This is a genomic window from Pseudomonas sp. GW822-FHT06B12, from assembly GCF_058799675.1.
Genome location: NZ_JBXALR010000002.1, coordinates 209,603 through 226,269 on the forward strand (window position 1 = coordinate 209,603; position 16,667 = coordinate 226,269).

Genomic DNA, 16,667 nt, shown 5'->3' on the forward strand with positions numbered 1-16,667 from the left:
TCGACTGCCCGGTCTCAGCGGCCGTGGCTGTCGGTGTAGGCCAGCAGGGCCAGGAAGCGGGCGCGCTTGATAGCGGTGGCCAGCTGACGCTGATAACGAGCTTTGGTACCGGTGATGCGGCTTGGAACGATTTTGCCGGTCTCGGATACGTAAGCTTTCAGAGTGTTGAGATCTTTGTAATCGATCTCTTTCACGTCTTCAGCGGTGAAGCGGCAGAATTTACGACGACGGAAGAAACGTGCCATGTAATAGGCTCCTCAAAAGGTCCGTGGATTACTCGTCAGCGTTATCGCTGTTGTCGCTGTCATCACTGTCAACGCCTTCAGCGTCGGAGTGCTCAGGACGGTCGCGACGCTCACGGCGCTCACTGCGGTTTTCTTCAGCCTTGAGCATCTCGGATTGGCCGGTAACGGCTTCTTCGCGACGGATGACCAGGTTACGGATCACTGCATCGTTGTAGCGGAAGTTGTCTTCCAGCTCGGCCAGGGCCTTGCCAGTGCACTCAACGTTCAGCATCACGTAGTGAGCCTTGTGAACATTGTTGATTGCGTAGGCCAGTTGACGACGGCCCCAATCTTCCAGACGGTGGATTTTGCCGCCGTCTTCTTCGATCAGCTTGGTGTAACGCTCAACCATGCCGCCGACTTGCTCGCTTTGATCCGGGTGGACCAAAAAGATGATTTCGTAATGACGCATGAATGCTCCTTACGGGTTGTAGCCTGCCGCTCAAAAGCGGTCAGACAAGGAGTGAATGACACTTATGGACTTGCCGGCGATAGACACATGCGTGCCTGCCGTCACAGCAAGGGGCGCAATTGTAGAGAAGGGACAGAAGAGGCGCAAGGCAATTGGTGATTATTTGAACAGTTCGTTCACACCAACCATTTTTGCTTCGCCGCAAAACACTGTGGGAGCGCGCCTGGCTTAGGACTTCTTGGCGGTTCCGGCGGCTTTGACGCCGCGCTGGCGCAAGGCCTCGAACAGGCACACCCCAGTAGCCACGGATACGTTGAGACTGCTGACGCTACCGGCCATCGGCAAACGCACCAGGTAGTCGCAAAGATCGCGAGTCAGGCGGCGCATCCCGCTACCCTCCGCGCCCATGATCAGGATGGTCGGGCCAGTCAGGTCCTGCTGATACAGATCCTGCTCAGCCTCGCCCGCCGTACCGACAACCCACAAGCCACGCTGCTTGAGTTTTTCCAGGGTGCGCGCCAGGTTGGTTACGGCCACCAACGGAATCACTTCAGCGGCACCACAGGCGACTTTTCGTACAGTCGGAGTCAGGGTGGCTGACTTGTCCTTCGGAACGATCACCGCCAATGCACCGGCCGCGTCGGCAGAACGCAGGCAGGCACCGAGGTTGTGCGGATCGGTCACGCCGTCGAGCACCAGCAGCAGCGGCGCGCCTTCGGTACGGTCAAGCAGCTCGTCGAGCATTGCCTCGCCCCAAACCTGGCTCGGACTGACGTCCGCCACCACGCCCTGGTGCACGCCTTCAACCCAGGCATCCAGCTCACGGCGCTCGGCCTGGCCGACCGCAACGCGGTTTTCGTTGGCCAGCTCGATCAGCGTCTGAACGCGCGGATCACTGCGGCCTTCGGCCAGCCAGATCTGCTTGACGCGTTTCGGGTGGTGTCGCAGCAACGCTTCTACGGCATGCACGCCGTAGATTTTTTCCAACTGACTCATGACTTGGCCTTAGGTTTACGCGCCCCGCCGCTTTTGGCTGGAGCCGAGCCCGCTTTTGGCGGGCCTTTACGGTGTTTACTCGGTTTGGCTGGCTTGCCGCCGGAGGCCTTTTCAGGCGCCGACCGTCCGGTCTTTCCCCCAGACGCCGCTTTACCGCCGCTCTTCGCTTCGGCGAGCAACGCCTGTTTCATTTCACGACTTTTGCGTACTTCGGCGTTTTTCGCCGCGGCATCGCTCGGGCGATAGGCTTCGACCGCTTTTTCCTTCGCTGGACCACGACGACCGGTTTTCGCCGGCGCCGGTTCAGCAGCAGTCCTGGCGGCAGGAGCCGAGGTTTCTGCACCACGCTTCTTGCGGCCAATCGGCGCGCTGATGGTTTTTTCAGCCATCTCGAAGTCGATCTTGCGCTCGTCCAGGTCAACCCGCATCACGCGCACTTCGACGGTATCGCCGAGGCGGAAGCTGCGACCGGTACGCTCACCGGCCAGGCGATGATGCACAGGGTCGAAGTGGTAGTAGTCGCCCGGCAAAGCGGTCACGTGGACCAGACCTTCGACGTAGATATCCGTCAGTTCGACGAACAGACCAAAACCGGTTACGGCAGTGATCACACCTGGGAACGACTCGCCCACACGGTCTTTCATGAACTCGCACTTGAGCCAGTTCACCACGTCGCGGGTCGCTTCGTCGGCACGGCGCTCGCTCATCGAGCACTGCTCGCCGAGTTGCTCCAGCGCCGCTTCGTCGTACGGATAGATACGCGCTTTCGGAATGGTCATCGCCCCGGCACGACGCACGTGTGGCGTGTCTTGCCTGGAGTGGATGACGCTGCGAATCGCCCGGTGCGTGAGCAAGTCCGGGTAACGGCGAATCGGCGAGGTGAAGTGGGTATAGGCTTCGTAATTCAGGCCGAAGTGGCCCTGGTTATCAGCGCTGTACACCGCCTGACTCAACGAACGCAGCATGACGGTCTGGATCAGATGGAAATCCGGACGATCCTTGATCCCGGCCAGCAGCGCCTGATAGTCCTTCGGCGACGGACCGTCCTTGCCTTTGTGCAGGGACAGGCCGAGCTCGCCGAGGAAGGCACGGAGTTTTTCCAGGCGCTCCGGTGGCGGACCATCGTGAACCCGGTACAGCGCAGGAATTTCATGTTTCTTCAGGAACTCGGCGGTGGCCACGTTGGCCGCCAGCATGCATTCCTCGATCAGCTTGTGCGCGTCGTTGCGCACGGTCGGACGGATTTCGGCAATCTTGCGCTCGGAACCGAAGATGATTCGGGTTTCCTGCGTTTCGAAATCGATCGCGCCGCGGACGTGACGGGCCGCCAGCAACACCTTGTACAGCGAGTAGAGCTGCTTGAGGTGCGGCACGACGTCGGTGTACTCGCCGCGCAACTGACGGGCTTCGGTGGTTTTCGGCTGCTCCAGCATCGCGCTGACCTTGTTGTAGGTCAGGCGGGCGTGGGAGTGAATCACCGCTTCGTAGAAGCAGTAATCGGTCATCTCACCGGATTTGGAGATGGTCATCTCGCAAACCATGGCCAGGCGATCGACATGCGGGTTCAGCGAGCACAGACCATTGGACAACTGCTCAGGCAGCATCGGCACCACGCGCTCGGGGAAGTACACCGAGTTGCCGCGAACCTGGGATTCGTTGTCCAGCGCCGAACCGATCTTCACGTAGCTGGAAACGTCGGCAATGGCCACGTACAACTTCCAGCCACCGGAGAACAGCCGCAGCTTGCCCGGTTTCGCTTCGCAATAGACCGCGTCATCGAAGTCGCGAGCATCTTCGCCGTCGATGGTGACGAACGGCAGATGGCGTAGGTCGATGCGTTTCTCTTTGTCTTTCTCTTCGACTTCCGGCTTGAGCTTGGCGGCTTCCTTGAGCACCGCTTCAGGCCAGACGTGAGGAATGTCGTAGGTCCGCAGGGCAATATCGATCTCCATGCCCGGCGCCATGTAGTTACCGACCACTTCCACCACATCGCCTTGCGGCTGGAAGCGTGGAGTCGGCCAGTGCGTGATCTTCACTTCAACGAATTGGCCGATATTGGCGTTGGCATTACGACCCGGAGTCACCAGCACTTCCTGCTGGATCTTCGGGTTGTCGGCCACCACAAAGCCGATGCCGCCTTCCTCGAAGTAACGACCGACGATGCTTTCGTGAGCACGGGTCACCACTTCGACGATCACGCCTTCACGGCGACCACGACGGTCCAGACCGGAAACCCGTGCCAGCGCACGGTCACCGTCGAACACCAGACGCATTTGCGCCGGGCTCATGAACAGGTCGTCACTGCCGTCATCCGGGATCAGGAAGCCGAAGCCGTCACGGTGACCGCTGATGCGGCCCAGGATCAGGTCGAGCTTGTCTACCGGCGCGTAAGTGCCGCGACGGGTATAGATCAGTTGAGCGTCGCGCTCCATGGCGCGCAGGCGGCGGCGCAGGGCTTCGATCTGGTCTTCTGTGGTCAGACCAAACTCTTCGACCAACTGCTCGCGGTTAGCAGGCGAACCCCGATCAGCAAGGTGCTGAAGGATCAGTTCGCGGCTAGGAATAGGGTTTTCATATTTTTCCGCTTCACGAGCGGCCTCGGGATCGAGGGACTGCCAATCGGCCATTAGAGAGTTTTCACCTTGTCTATATGCGGGTTAGTTTGGCATAGGCGTAATGAAACGGGAAATTTCAGGCTCTTGGAGGCTCTAAAAAGCCCCTTCCTCCTCCTGGAAAGACAGCATTGAGCACCGCTCGTAAAATTTTCCAGGTTTTTTTGATATCAGGGGTTTACAGTTAAAAAGACGCTCCGTATAGTGCGCGCCATCGACGACGGAGACGTTGCCGATACTGCCCAGATGGTGAAAGAAATTGGTAGACACGCCAGCTTCAGGTGCTGGTGACCGCAAGGTCGTGGAAGTTCGAGTCTTCTTCTGGGCACCAATTTCGAGCTTGAGATTAGAACAATTTCAAGGCTCACACAAAAACCCGCGAAAGCGGGTTTTTGCATTCTAAGCATTTGATTTATTAAAACCAATTCAGGGGTTTACAGATCAAAACGCTCTCCGTATAGTGCGCCACATCAACAGCGGCAACGCTGAAGATATTGCCCAGATGGTGAAATTGGTAGACACGCCAGCTTCAGGTGCTGGTGACCGCAAGGTCGTGGAAGTTCGAGTCTTCTTCTGGGCACCAATTCAAAGCTCAAGGTCAACGATCTTGAATCTCACAAAAACCCGCGAAAGCGGGTTTTTGCGTTTCTGGCGTTCGATAATTTCCAGCCGCTGACATCGTCATCGCGAGCAGGCTCGCTCCCACAGGAGAATGCATTCCAATGTGGGAGCGAACCTGCTCTCGATAGCGGTTACCCAGACAAAAGATCAGGCCCTGAACTGCCCCAGGCTCGCCTTCAGCTGCGCCGCCAAACTGTCCAGCACCTTGCCGCTGGCCGTAGTTTCCACAACCGCCTGCGCCGCACGCTCAGCCTGGGCATGAATCGTCTCGACCCGCCCGCGCACCGCGTGTGCGCCTTTGGCCTGATGCGCCGCTGCTTGAGTCGCCAGACCGATAGCCGCATGCACCTGCTCAACGGAAGTCTGCACCGACTGCTGCAAGCGCGCGCTGTCGCGTAATACGAGTAAACCTTCGCTGGCCTGACGCCCCGCCTGCCCAATCGCCGCCACAGCCTCACGAGCGCCTTGCTGCAAGGCCCCGATGTGCGCCTGAATGTCGCCCGTCGAGCTTTGAGTCTTGCTGGCCAGCGCTCGCACTTCATCGGCGACTACCGCAAAACCACGCCCGGTCTCACCGGCGCGCGCCGCCTCGATCGCCGCGTTCAGTGCGAGCAAGTTGGTCTGCTCGGCAATCCCGTGAATCACCTCGAGCACCACTTCAATCTGCTCGCTCTGTTGCGCCAGGCGCTCGATGACTTTAGCCCCGGTATCGACCTGCCCGGCCAATGCCTCGATCAAACTGCCGACCTGCGCCGAGGTGCGGGTGTTTTCGTCGGTAGCCTGACGAATATCCACCACCTGCTGCAACGCCGCCTGCATCGCGTGGCTTTCGGCCTGCGCCTCGTCAGCCATTTGCGACAAGGCGCGCAAGCTCTCCGCCACCTCATCGCGCTGGGATTTCGCCGCCGCATCGGCGCCGGCATTGCGCTTGGTCATCGCACCGATTTCCACACCAGTGCGCTGAGCCACATCACCCGCTTCGCGAACGATCGGCTGCAACTTATCCACAAAGCGATTGACCGCCGACGCCATGTCGCCAATTTCATCTTTGCTATTGATCTGCACCCGCTTGGTCAGGTCACCATCACCCGCCGCCAGATCCTCCATTGCCACGATCAGCAGCTTCAGGCGATTGACCACCCGCCGCCCGAGCACTACCGCCAGTAGCAGCAAGACACCACAGCCGACCAACGCCAGCGCCATGCCGATCCGCCAGCGCAAAGTCGCCGCCGCCTCCTGAACGGTGCTGGCGGTATTGGCTTTCATTTCAGTGGCCGTGGACTGCGCCGACTGCAAGCGCGAGCGCATGGCTGTGGCGCTATCGGCCGCAGCGCCCTTGAGGCTATCACCGACCAGTTGATCGCTGCTGGCGATCAGCGCCGAGAAGCGCTTGTCGAGGGCCGCCAGGTCGGTTTCCACCGACGCCGTGGAGACGCCCATCAGCACCTTGCCGATTTCCACGCCATTGGGATTGATCGAGGCTTCGAGGTAGTAGACAGAAGGATCGTTCTTCGCCGCACTCAGCACTTTATCCAGCGCCCGCTCACCCTGGCCTTTTTCCAAAAGGGCAGCGTTGATCGGGTTGTCCCGGTTCAGGTAGCGGGTCAGGTGCTGACCGGTGGCGTCGTCATACACCACGAACAGCACGTTCGGATTGCGTTGTGCACGCCGGGCGAACTCGGACAGGGTTGGAACGTCGCTGTCCCACATGGCGCGCGGTGCGACCGAGGCCAGGAGCTGAGCCATGTCATTGGCAGAGTCCTTCAGATCCTTTTCCAGGGTCGCACGCAGTTGCGCCTGCTCTTCCTTCAGTCGCGAGGACAACCCGGCGGTCAAGCGCTGACGAGTATTGGCGGAGAGGCTATCGAGACTCGAAGTGACCTCACGCCCGGCCTGCTCGAGTTCGCCAGAGAGTTTCTGACTATCGACGCCAAGACGATTGCCCAAATCTGCTTCCAATGCAGTCACGGTGCCCCGGGTCAGTGCGACAGCCACCAACACCTGCACCAACAAGGCGATACCAAGGGTAACGAACACGGGCCGCAACAAACGGCTTTGTAACAGTGAGAGAACGGCCGACACAGGAAATCCCTCTACTTGCACGCCATTAAATTGATGGCACTCTAGAAGCATTATCCACAGCAAAGGTCATGCCGCCCAACAGGCATAAACGACAAAGGGCCCGATTAAGGGCCCTTTGTGTTTTACATCAACGACTTATTAAGCGAACGGGTGACGCAGAACGATGGTTTCGTTGCGGTCCGGGCCCGTCGAAATAATGTCGATCGGCGCGCCGACCAACTCTTCGACGCGTTTGATGTAGTTGCGAGCAGCCTGAGGCAGCTCTTCCAGGGTCTTGGCACCCAGGGTCGACTCGGTCCAGCCCGGCATTTGTTCGTACACCGGCTCAAGGCCGATGTAGCTGTCGGCGTCGGTCGGTGCGTCGATCACGGCACCCTCCTGGTTCTTGTAGCCCACGCAGATGTTGATGGTCTCAAGACCGTCCAGCACGTCCAGCTTGGTCAGGCACAGGCCCGAGATGCTGTTGACGTCGATGGCGCGACGCAGGATGACGGCGTCGAACCAGCCGCAACGACGGGCACGGCCGGTGGTAGCACCGAACTCGTGACCACGCTTGGCCAGGAACGCACCAACGTCGTCGAACAGCTCGGTCGGAAACGGACCCGAACCGACGCGAGTGGTGTAAGCCTTGGTGATGCCGAGGATGTAATCCAGGTACATCGGGCCAAAACCCGAACCGGTTGCGATGCCGCCAGCGGTGGTGTTGGAGCTGGTGACGTACGGGTAGGTACCGTGGTCGATGTCCAGCAGGGAGCCTTGGGCGCCTTCGAACATGATGTCTTTGCCGTCGCGACGCAGGTTATGCAGTTCGGCGGTGACGTCGAGCATCATCGGCTTGAGCAGCTCGGCGTATTCCATGCACTCGTCCAGAGTCTTCTGGAAGTCGATGGCCGGCTCTTTGTAGTAATTGACCAGTACGAAGTTGTGGTAGTCCAGCAACTCGCCCAGCTTGGCGGCGAAACGCTCGCGGTGGAACAGGTCACCGATGCGCAGGCCACGACGTGCAACCTTGTCTTCGTAGGCCGGGCCGATGCCGCGACCGGTGGTGCCGATCTTCAGTTCGCCACGGGCCTTTTCACGAGCCTGGTCCAGCGCTACGTGGTAAGACAGGATCAGCGGGCAGGACGGGCTGATACGCAGGCGCTCGCGCACCGGTACGCCTTTCTCTTCCAGCTTGATGATCTCGCGCAGCAGGGCGTCAGGTGCAACCACCACGCCGTTGCCGATCAGGCACTGCACGCCATCGCGCAGCACGCCCGACGGGATCAGGTGCAAGACGGTTTTTTCGCCGTCGATCACCAGCGTGTGGCCAGCGTTGTGACCACCTTGGTAGCGCACTACGGCGGCAGCATGTTCGGTCAGCAGATCAACGATCTTGCCTTTGCCCTCATCACCCCATTGGGTGCCCAGGACTACGACATTCTTACCCATAACACTTGTCCTCATTCGCGCAAACTTGGTGCCGGCAGCCGCCGGCAGGAAAACTCAAGAAGCCAGCGGCAATACTTGCCAAAGCCCGTTCTGCTGAATCAATTGCCGGTCGCAGTCCGCATCACGGGCGGCGGCCAATGGTTGCCCAGGCAATGCCTGAACGACACGCTGACCCTCACTGCGCAACTGGCAAACCTGCTGCCAGAGTGCTGCATCCGTACTGTCAGGCATCCAGATACCGCCAGACGGTAGCTCGATTTCAGCACGCCCCAGGGTCACCAGGGTTTTCAAATCGGTAGAGAAGCCAGTAGCCGGACGGGCGCGACCGAAGTCGGCGCCGATGTCGTCGTAACGACCGCCCTGAGCGATGGACTGGCCAACACCCGGTACGAATACCGCGAACACCACACCGGTGTGGTAGTGGTAACCGCGCAACTCGCCCAGATCGAAGTACAGCGCAAGTTCCGGGAATCGCACGGACAAACGCTCGGCAATCGCCAGCAAGTCGTCCAGCGCCGCCAAAACAGGCGCCGGCGCATTGGCCAGACGCTCGCGAGCAGCAACCAGCACTTCACGGCCGCCGCACAGATCAACCAGTGCCCGCAGCATGCCCGACAAATCGGCAGGCAGGCCTTCGGTCAAGGTAATGACCTCATCGATGGCCTTACGCTGCAGGGCATCGAACAACTGTTGCTCGACTTCACCGGACAAACCGGCTGCACGTGCCAGGCCACGGTAGATACCGACATGACCGAGGTCCATGTGCACATCCGGCACATCGGCCAGTTGCAGCATGGCCAGCATCAGGCTGATGACTTCCACGTCGCTGCTCGGGCTGGCATCGCCGTACAGTTCGGCGCCCAGCTGAATCGGGCTGCGCGAGGTCGACAACGCCCGCGGCTGCGCATGCAGCACGCTACCGGCATAGCACAGACGGCTTGGACCTTCGTGACGCAAGGTGTGCGCATCGATGCGCGCCACTTGCGGCGTAATGTCGGCCCGGAAACCCATCTGCCGACCCGACTGCGGATCGATGACCTTGAAGGTCCGCAGATCGAGGTCCTGGCCCGCGCCAGTCAGCAGGGATTCCAGGTACTCGATATGCGGGGTCACGACGAACTCGTAACCCCAGCTCTGGAACAGATCCAACACCTGACGACGCGCGACTTCAATGCGCGCCGCCTCTGGTGGCAGTACTTCTTCGATGCCATCTGGCAGCAGCCAGCGGTCTACCGTTGCCATTACGCCATTCCCCTATGATCCGGGCGGCCAGCCCTCGGGCTGACCTTGAGTGAAGCAGAAAATGTCCGGCCCATACGCATAAGTCGCGCGCATGAACGACGCGGCGATCGGCCTGAAATCGGCCTCGCCAAACACTTTCCTCGAAAAACCTGTCGAGTCGTTCAACCCGAGTCTTGCAATAAAAAACCGCAATCAAACGTGCAGACGCAAAAAAGCCGGGAATTTCCCGGCTGCCGCATCATACACACGTTTTCCCAAAGGATCACCCCGCGAGAGGCTTTAGCCGCCCGGCGGGGTCCTTCAAGATCAGTGTTGGATCAAGGTTTGGCTTTTTCCAGGTAACGGAAGAAGTCGCTGCTTGGGTCCAGAACCATGACGTCGGTTTTGTTCGCGAAGCTTTCACGGTAGGCACGCAGGCTACGGTAGAAACCGTAGAACTCCTGATCCTGGCCGTAGGCCTTGGAGTAGATCGCTGCGGCCTGGGCATCACCGTCACCGCGAACCTCTTCAGATTCACGATAGGCTTCAGCCAGCAGTACGCGGCGCTGACGATCGGCGTCGGCACGGATGCCTTCGGCCAGCTCGTTACCCTTGGCACGGTGCTCGCGCGCTTCACGCTCACGCTCGGTGCTCATGCGCTCGAACACGCTGCGGTTCACTTCCTTCGGCAGATCGATGGCCTTGACCCGAACATCGACAACTTCGATGCCCAGCTCTTTTTCCGCCATCTTGTTCAGCGAAGCAGTGATGTCCGCCATCAGCGCGTCACGCTCACCGGAAACCACCTCGTGCAGGGTGCGCTTGCCAAACTGGTCACGCAGACCCGATTCCAGACGACGCGAGAGGCGTTCGTCAGCAATCTGCTTGAGGCCGGAAGTCGCGGTGTAGAAACGCTCGGCATCCTTGACCCGCCACTTGGCGTAGGCATCAACCATGACGGCTTTCTTTTCCAGCGTCAGGAAACGCTGTGTCGGTGCGTCCAGCGTCATCAGGCGTGCGTCGAATTTGCGCACCTGGTTAACGTAAGGCACTTTCACATGCAGGCCTGGCTGAACATCGGCCTGAACCACGCGACCGAACTGCAGCAACACCGCGCGCTCGGTCTGAGCCACGATGTAGAAGCAGTTCCAGGCAGCGATCGCCACGACGACGCCGACAATAAGGGCGATCAGCGATTTATTGCTCATCAGCGACTCTCCCTGGTACGTGCCGGCTGCGAATCAACTGCCGCACGCGCATGTCCGTCATTGCTGGCCGCGGCCGCGCTGGTTACCGGCGCTGCACCACTACGACCACTGTCGATCATCTTGTCCAACGGCAAGTACAGCAGATTGTTCTGGCCATTCTTGTTGCCGGTCACGAGAACCTTGCTGGTATTGCTGAAGACTTCCTGCATCGTGTCCAGGTACAGACGCTGACGAGTGACCTCCGGCGCCTTGCGATACTCGGCGACCAGTTTGGTAAAGCGATCTGCCTCACCCTTGGCGCGAGATACCGTTTCGTCGCGATAACCGTTGGCATCTTCAATGATGCGCTGGGCCTGACCACGGGCTTCCGGCACGACGCCGTTGGCGTAGGTTTCAGCCTGGTTGCGCGAACGCTGCTCATCTTCACGAGCGCGGATCACGTCATCGAAGGCTTCCTGGACTTCACGCGGTGCCGCTGCGCTCTGAACGTTGACCTGAGTGACGGTGATACCGGTGCGATAAGTATCGAGGAAGCGTTGCAGACGCTCCTTGATTTCGCTGGCCATCAATTCACGACCTTCGGTCAGCACCTGATCCATGGCGGTGGAACCCACCACATGGCGCAAGGCGCTCTCGGTCGCGTGTTGCAGGCTGATTTCCGGCTGATCGACGTTCAGCACGAAGTCCTGCAGATTGGTGATCTTGTACTGCACGGTCAGCGGCACTTCGACGATGTTCTCGTCTTCAGTGAGCATTTGACCCTGCTTGGTGTAGGCACGCTCACGCGTGACGTTTTCCATGTACTTGCGATCGATCGGCGGGAAGTAGATGTTCAGACCCGGGCCGACGGTTTCGTAGTACTTGCCGAAGCGCAGCACCACGGCTTGCTCCTGCTCGTCGACTACATAAACCGCGCTGTACAGCCAGACGGCCGCCAGCACGACAAGGCCGATGCCGAGCAGGCCGTAACCGCCGCCCTTGCCCGAACCACCGCCATCGTCACCACGTTTCTTACCACCACCGAACAACCCATTCAGGCTTTCCTGCAGCTTTCGGAAGGCCTCGTCGAGATCTGGTGGCCCCTTGCGGTCGCCATTATTGCGGCGTTTACCACCCCAAGGATCCTGATTATTCGAGTTGCCACCCGGCTCATTCCAAGCCATAGCGCTCTCCATCTGATAAAGCAAAGACGCACCCACGGCGCGCCGACCAATGCTACAGAATGCCTGCTACAGCGGCACAACCGCTTTTTCAGGCTTTTATTGCAAAGTGTGTTGCTCGATGAATTCCAGCGGCTGCATTCCTTCGCGGCTCACCAGTCGATTGAGCTCGACTCGCGGCAAACGAACGGCCAGTAAACAGATGCCTTCTTCGTCGTGTTCTTCTTTCTGTACGGCACCGAGCGCAAAGAACTGCGCACGCAGTCGAGCAAAACGCTGCGGCAAGCGCAAGGTGCCGACGAACAAATCGTCGCCCAGCAACTCCGCAATAGCCTGTTTGAGCAGATCCAGCCCCTGACCGTCACGCGCCGACAACCAGACCCGCTGCGGTTTGCCATCGGCATCACGCTGGATCTGCGGCTCTACGCCCTCGAGCAAATCGAGTTTGTTATAGACCTCAAGGATCGGCAAGTCTTGTGCACCGATCTCGCCGAGTACCGCCATGACCTGTTCGATCTGGGCCATACGTTCTGGCTCGTGAGCGTCGATCACATGCAGCAGCAGGTCAGAGTTGCTCGACTCTTCGAGCGTAGCCCGAAATGCCTCGACCAGCTTGTGCGGCAAGTGACGGATGAAGCCCACAGTGTCGGCCAGTACGATCGGACCGAGGTCGGCGAGCTCAAGCCGGCGCAAGGTCGGGTCGAGGGTGGCGAACAACTGGTCTGCCGCGAACACGTCGGAATCGGTGACCGAGTTGAACAGCGTCGACTTGCCGGCGTTGGTATAACCCACCAGAGAAACCGAAGGGATATCCGCTCGCTGACGACCACGACGAGCCTGATCACGCTGGCTGCGGACCTTTTCCAGACGACCCTTGATCTGCCGCAGGCGAACCCGCAGAAGACGCCGGTCGGTTTCCAGTTGGGTTTCACCCGGACCGCGCAGACCGATACCGCCTTTCTGCCGTTCAAGGTGAGTCCAGCCGCGAACCAGTCGCGTACTCATGTAATCAAGCTGGGCCAGTTCGACCTGGAGCTTGCCTTCATGGGTGCGGGCGCGTTGGGCGAAGATATCGAGAATCAGGCCCGTACGGTCAATCACGCGACACTCGAAAACACGTTCGAGGTTACGTTCCTGACTGGGCGTGAGAACGGAATTGAAAATCACCAGATCGACCTTCTCGGCTTTGACCTGGTCGCGTAATTCCTCGACCTTGCCGCTGCCAATCAGGTATTTGGCGGTTGGCCGATGACGCGGCACGTTAACAAACGCGACGGTCTCGGCGCCTGCCGAAATGGCCAACTCCTGAAACTCCTGCGGATCTTCGCGCGCCTCAGGGTCCTGACCATCCAAGTGAACGAGAATGGTTCGTTCACCACCACCGTGGCGCTCAAAGAACAAAGGAGACTCCTATCAGGCGTTACCTGGCTCAGCGTCTGCTTGTTCGGTTTCGGTTGCGCTAGGCAGACGAATTGGACGAACCGGCACCACTGTAGAGATAGCGTGTTTGTAAACCATCTGGCTGACGGTGTTTTTCAGCAGGATGACGAACTGGTCGAACGACTCGATCGTGCCTTGCAGTTTGATCCCGTTGACCAGATAGATGGATACCCCAACTTTCTCTTTACGCAATGTATTCAAGTAAGGGTCTTGTAGCGAATGCCCTTTTGACATGTGTCGCACTCCTTTAAGGATTCAATAATAAAAATAGGTAAAAAAATGGCTTAAGCCGTCACACCCCCAAGGATAATAGACGGCAATTGCAAGGACTCAGCTCAATATGGAGATGGTCCCCAGGTATTTCAAGGCGCGCGGCAGATTGTCGCAATCGAGGCTGTCCAACCAATGTAAATCAGCCCAACTGCGCAGCCAGGTGAACTGGCGCTTCGCCAATTGGCGCGTGGCAATGATCCCACGCTCCTGCATCTCGGCTGACGTCAGCTTGCCATCCAGGTAATCCCAGACTTGTCGGTAACCTACAGCGCGTATTGACGGCAACCCGGCATGCAGGTCGCTTCTATTACGCAGGGCTACGACCTCGTCAATGAATCCCTGTTCCAACATTTGTGTGAATCTTTGTTTAATACGCTCATGCAATACCTGACGGTTCGCCGGAGCGATAGCCAAGTTCGCGACAGTATAGGGCAATTGTCGACGACCCGAAGCGCCTGCGTCAGTACTTTGCGCAGATTGTATCGCGCGCAGGGTTGTCATGCTCTGACCACTGACCCGATAAACTTCCAGCGCCCGACTGAGTCGCTGCGGGTCGTTGGGGTGGATTCGCGCCGCCGACACCGGATCGATCAACGCCAACTGATCGTGCAGGGCTTGCCAGCCAAGGCGTGCAGCCTCTTCCTCGATTTCAGCGCGAATCTGCGGATCAGCCGCTGGCATATCGGCCAAACCTTCGAGCAAAGCCTTGTAATAGAGCATGGTGCCGCCGACCAGCAGCGGAATATTGCCGCGTGCAGTGATTTCGGCCATGGCCTCCAGGGCATCCCGGCGAAAGTCCGCCGCCGAATAGGCCTCGGCCGGATCGAGAATGTCGATCAACCGATGAGGAAACTCGGCCAACAGCTCTTTCGAAGGCTTGGCGGTGCCAATGTCCATGCCGCGATACACCAGCGCCGAGTCGACGCTGATCAGCTCGCAGGGCAGGACCTTGGTCAGCTCGATGGCCAGATCGGTCTTGCCCGCAGCGGTCGGGCCCATCAGGAATATCGCTGGAGGGAGCTGGCTCATCAACGACCGCGCAAAAACAGTTTGTCCAGATCGTCCAGGCCCAATTGGGTCCAGGTCGGTCGGCCATGGTTGCATTGACCGCTGCGCTCGGTGTTTTCCATGTCCCGCAGCAGACCGTTCATTTCCGGCAAGGCCAGGCGCCGGTTGGCGCGGATCGCGCCGTGGCAGGCCATGGTCCCGAGCAGTTCGTTCAGGTGCGCCTGAATCCGGTCGCTGGTGCCGTACTCCATCAGGTCCGCCAAAACGTCGTGAACCAGACGATTGGCTTCAGCCTGCTTGAGCAACGCCGGGATCTGCCGGATCGCCAGGGTTTCCGGGCCCAGACGCTGAAGCTCGAAGCCGAGGCGCTGGAACCAGCTGACGTGCTCTTCGGCGCAATCGGCTTCACGCTGACTGACCGCAATCGACTCCGGCACCAGCAACGGCTGGCCGCTCAGGCCTTCGCTGGCCATCGCGATTTTCAGGCGCTCGTACATGATCCGCTCGTGAGCGGCGTGCATGTCCACCAGCACCAGCCCTTGGGCGTTTTCCGAAAGGATGTAGATGCCTTTGAGTTGCGCCAGTGCATACCCCAGCGGCGGGATATCGCCCTGACCGTCAGGCAGTGCCGTGGCATTCGCTTCAGGCAATGGCGCAAAAAACTCGCGATAGGCAGCCTGCGCTTCGGCCACTGGCACGCCCGACTGCGGACGCGGCGTGTATTGGTATTGGTAACCGGCGCCGGCGCCCGAACCCGCCGGCGTATTAAAGGACGGTTGTGCCTGCGGCTGCTCCAGCAGCGCATTGGCCGCCAGACGCATTTCGCCTTGCGGGCCGAACTCGCCGGCTTCGATGCCAGTCGGTCTGACCACGGCCGTCGCAACAGGCGCGGCCAGATGATCTTCCGGCCGCACATCACCCAGAGCACGGTGCAAGGTGCCATAGAGAAAATCGTGAATCATACGCCCGTCACGGAAGCGCACTTCGTGTTTGGTCGGGTGCACGTTGACGTCGACCCCCGCCGGATCGACTTCGAAAAACAGTACGAACGTCGGATGCCGGCCGTTGAACAGCACATCGCGATACGCCTGGCGCACCGCGTGGGCCACCAGTTTGTCGCGCACGGCACGGCCGTTCACAAAGAAATACTGCAAGTCCGCCTGGCTGCGGTTAAAAGTCGGCAACCCGACCCAACCCCACAAATGCAGGCCATTGCGCTCGATCTCGATCGGCAGCGCCTGCTCCAGGAAACCCGCGCCGCAGATCGCCGCCACACGCCGGGCGCGCGCCGCGTCGTCATGGGCTTCGTGCAGGCTGAGGATGGTCTTGCCGTTATGGCGTAGATGGAACGCCACGTCGAAACGCGCCAGCGCCAGGCGCTTGATCACTTCTTGCAGGTGATCGAATTCGGTCTTTTCGGTCTTGAGAAACTTGCGCCGCGCCGGGGTGTTGAAAAACAGGTCGCGAACTTCAACCGAGGTGCCCACCGGATGGGCCGCTGGCTGAACGCGAGGCGCCATGTCCCGGCCTTCGGTCTCGACCTGCCAGGCCTGATCGGCATCCCGGGTGCGGGAGGTCAGGGTCAGACGCGCCACGGAGCTGATCGACGCGAGTGCTTCACCGCGAAACCCGAGGCTCATGACCTGCTCGAGATCTTCGAGATTGCGAATCTTGCTGGTGGCATGTCGCGCCAGCGCCAGCGGCAAATCATCGGAGGAGATGCCGCTGCCATCGTCGCGAACCCGCAGCAGCTTGACGCCACCCTGCTCGACATCGACGTCGATTCGTTTGGCGCCGGAGTCGAGGCTGTTTTCCAGCAGTTCCTTGATCACCGAAGCCGGGCGCTCAACCACCTCACCGGCGGCAATCTGGTTCGCCAGGCGTGGGCTGAGCAGCTCGATACGCGCTGCGCTGTTCAC

The 16,667-nt window shown here is 59.7% G+C and carries 13 protein-coding genes and 2 tRNA genes; 2 read left to right on the plus strand and 13 right to left on the minus strand.

The features are described 5' to 3' along the window. Positions 1–14: 14 nt before the first annotated feature. The 4 genes from rpsR to rnr form a co-directional block, all read right to left on the minus strand. Complete coding sequence (gene rpsR / locus AC1RKH_RS05695) at positions 15–245, minus strand: 30S ribosomal protein S18 (RefSeq protein ID WP_002551829.1); 231 nt, start codon at positions 243–245, stop codon at positions 15–17. Positions 246–273: 28 nt separating this feature from the next. Further along, positions 274–696: a 30S ribosomal protein S6 gene (gene rpsF, locus AC1RKH_RS05700; protein ID WP_007939579.1), complete on the minus strand. Its 423-nt coding sequence runs from the start codon at positions 694–696 to the stop codon at positions 274–276. 228 nt (positions 697–924) lie between these two features. Then, on the minus strand, positions 925–1,692 hold the full coding sequence (rlmB, locus tag AC1RKH_RS05705; RefSeq protein ID WP_347903638.1) for a 23S rRNA (guanosine(2251)-2'-O)-methyltransferase RlmB: 768 nt from the start codon (positions 1,690–1,692) through the stop codon (positions 925–927). Continuing rightward, positions 1,689–4,319, minus strand: coding sequence for a ribonuclease R (gene rnr, locus AC1RKH_RS05710; RefSeq protein ID WP_493062114.1), 2,631 nt, complete (start codon positions 4,317–4,319; stop codon positions 1,689–1,691). Before rnr ends, rlmB begins: the two co-directional genes overlap by 4 nt. A gap of 225 nt (positions 4,320–4,544) precedes the next feature. Here rnr and AC1RKH_RS05715 point away from each other — a divergent pair. Then, positions 4,545–4,635, plus strand: a tRNA-Leu gene (locus AC1RKH_RS05715). Positions 4,636–4,800: 165 nt separating this feature from the next. After that, a tRNA-Leu gene (locus AC1RKH_RS05720) sits at positions 4,801–4,887 on the plus strand. A gap of 185 nt (positions 4,888–5,072) precedes the next feature. Here AC1RKH_RS05720 and AC1RKH_RS05725 read toward each other — a convergent pair. From AC1RKH_RS05725 to mutL, 9 genes are all read right to left on the minus strand, one after another. Then, positions 5,073–7,007, minus strand: a complete 1,935-nt coding sequence (locus AC1RKH_RS05725; RefSeq protein ID WP_493062113.1) for a methyl-accepting chemotaxis protein — start codon at positions 7,005–7,007, stop codon at positions 5,073–5,075. A gap of 138 nt (positions 7,008–7,145) precedes the next feature. Then, positions 7,146–8,438 (minus strand): adenylosuccinate synthase, encoded by a 1,293-nt coding sequence (locus tag AC1RKH_RS05730; protein WP_123423781.1) that lies wholly within the window; start codon positions 8,436–8,438, stop codon positions 7,146–7,148. A gap of 54 nt (positions 8,439–8,492) precedes the next feature. Further along, positions 8,493–9,680, minus strand: coding sequence for an ATP phosphoribosyltransferase regulatory subunit (locus tag AC1RKH_RS05735; RefSeq protein ID WP_493062112.1), 1,188 nt, complete (start codon positions 9,678–9,680; stop codon positions 8,493–8,495). 317 nt (positions 9,681–9,997) lie between these two features. Then, the gene (gene hflC / locus AC1RKH_RS05740) at positions 9,998–10,867 is read right to left on the minus strand and encodes a protease modulator HflC (RefSeq protein WP_401120868.1); all 870 of its coding nucleotides are present in this window, start codon (positions 10,865–10,867) and stop codon (positions 9,998–10,000) included. Then, a complete protein-coding gene (hflK, locus tag AC1RKH_RS05745) occupies positions 10,867–12,030 on the minus strand; it encodes an FtsH protease activity modulator HflK (RefSeq protein ID WP_493062111.1) in 1,164 nt (387 codons plus the stop codon). The genes hflC and hflK overlap by 1 nt, the downstream gene beginning before the upstream one ends. Before the next feature lie 96 nt (positions 12,031–12,126). Further along, positions 12,127–13,428 carry a ribosome rescue GTPase HflX gene (gene hflX / locus AC1RKH_RS05750; RefSeq protein ID WP_071552124.1) on the minus strand — a complete coding sequence of 434 codons (1,302 nt, stop codon included), beginning with the start codon at positions 13,426–13,428 and terminating at the stop codon, positions 12,127–12,129. Between the two features lie 12 nt (positions 13,429–13,440). Then, positions 13,441–13,701, minus strand: coding sequence for an RNA chaperone Hfq (hfq, locus tag AC1RKH_RS05755; protein ID WP_123423785.1), 261 nt, complete (start codon positions 13,699–13,701; stop codon positions 13,441–13,443). Between the two features lie 96 nt (positions 13,702–13,797). Then, complete coding sequence (gene miaA, locus AC1RKH_RS05760; RefSeq protein WP_493062110.1) at positions 13,798–14,769, minus strand: tRNA (adenosine(37)-N6)-dimethylallyltransferase MiaA; 972 nt, start codon at positions 14,767–14,769, stop codon at positions 13,798–13,800. After that, positions 14,769–16,667 (minus strand): DNA mismatch repair endonuclease MutL, encoded by a 1,899-nt coding sequence (gene mutL, locus AC1RKH_RS05765; protein ID WP_493062252.1) that lies wholly within the window; start codon positions 16,665–16,667, stop codon positions 14,769–14,771. Before mutL ends, miaA begins: the two co-directional genes overlap by 1 nt.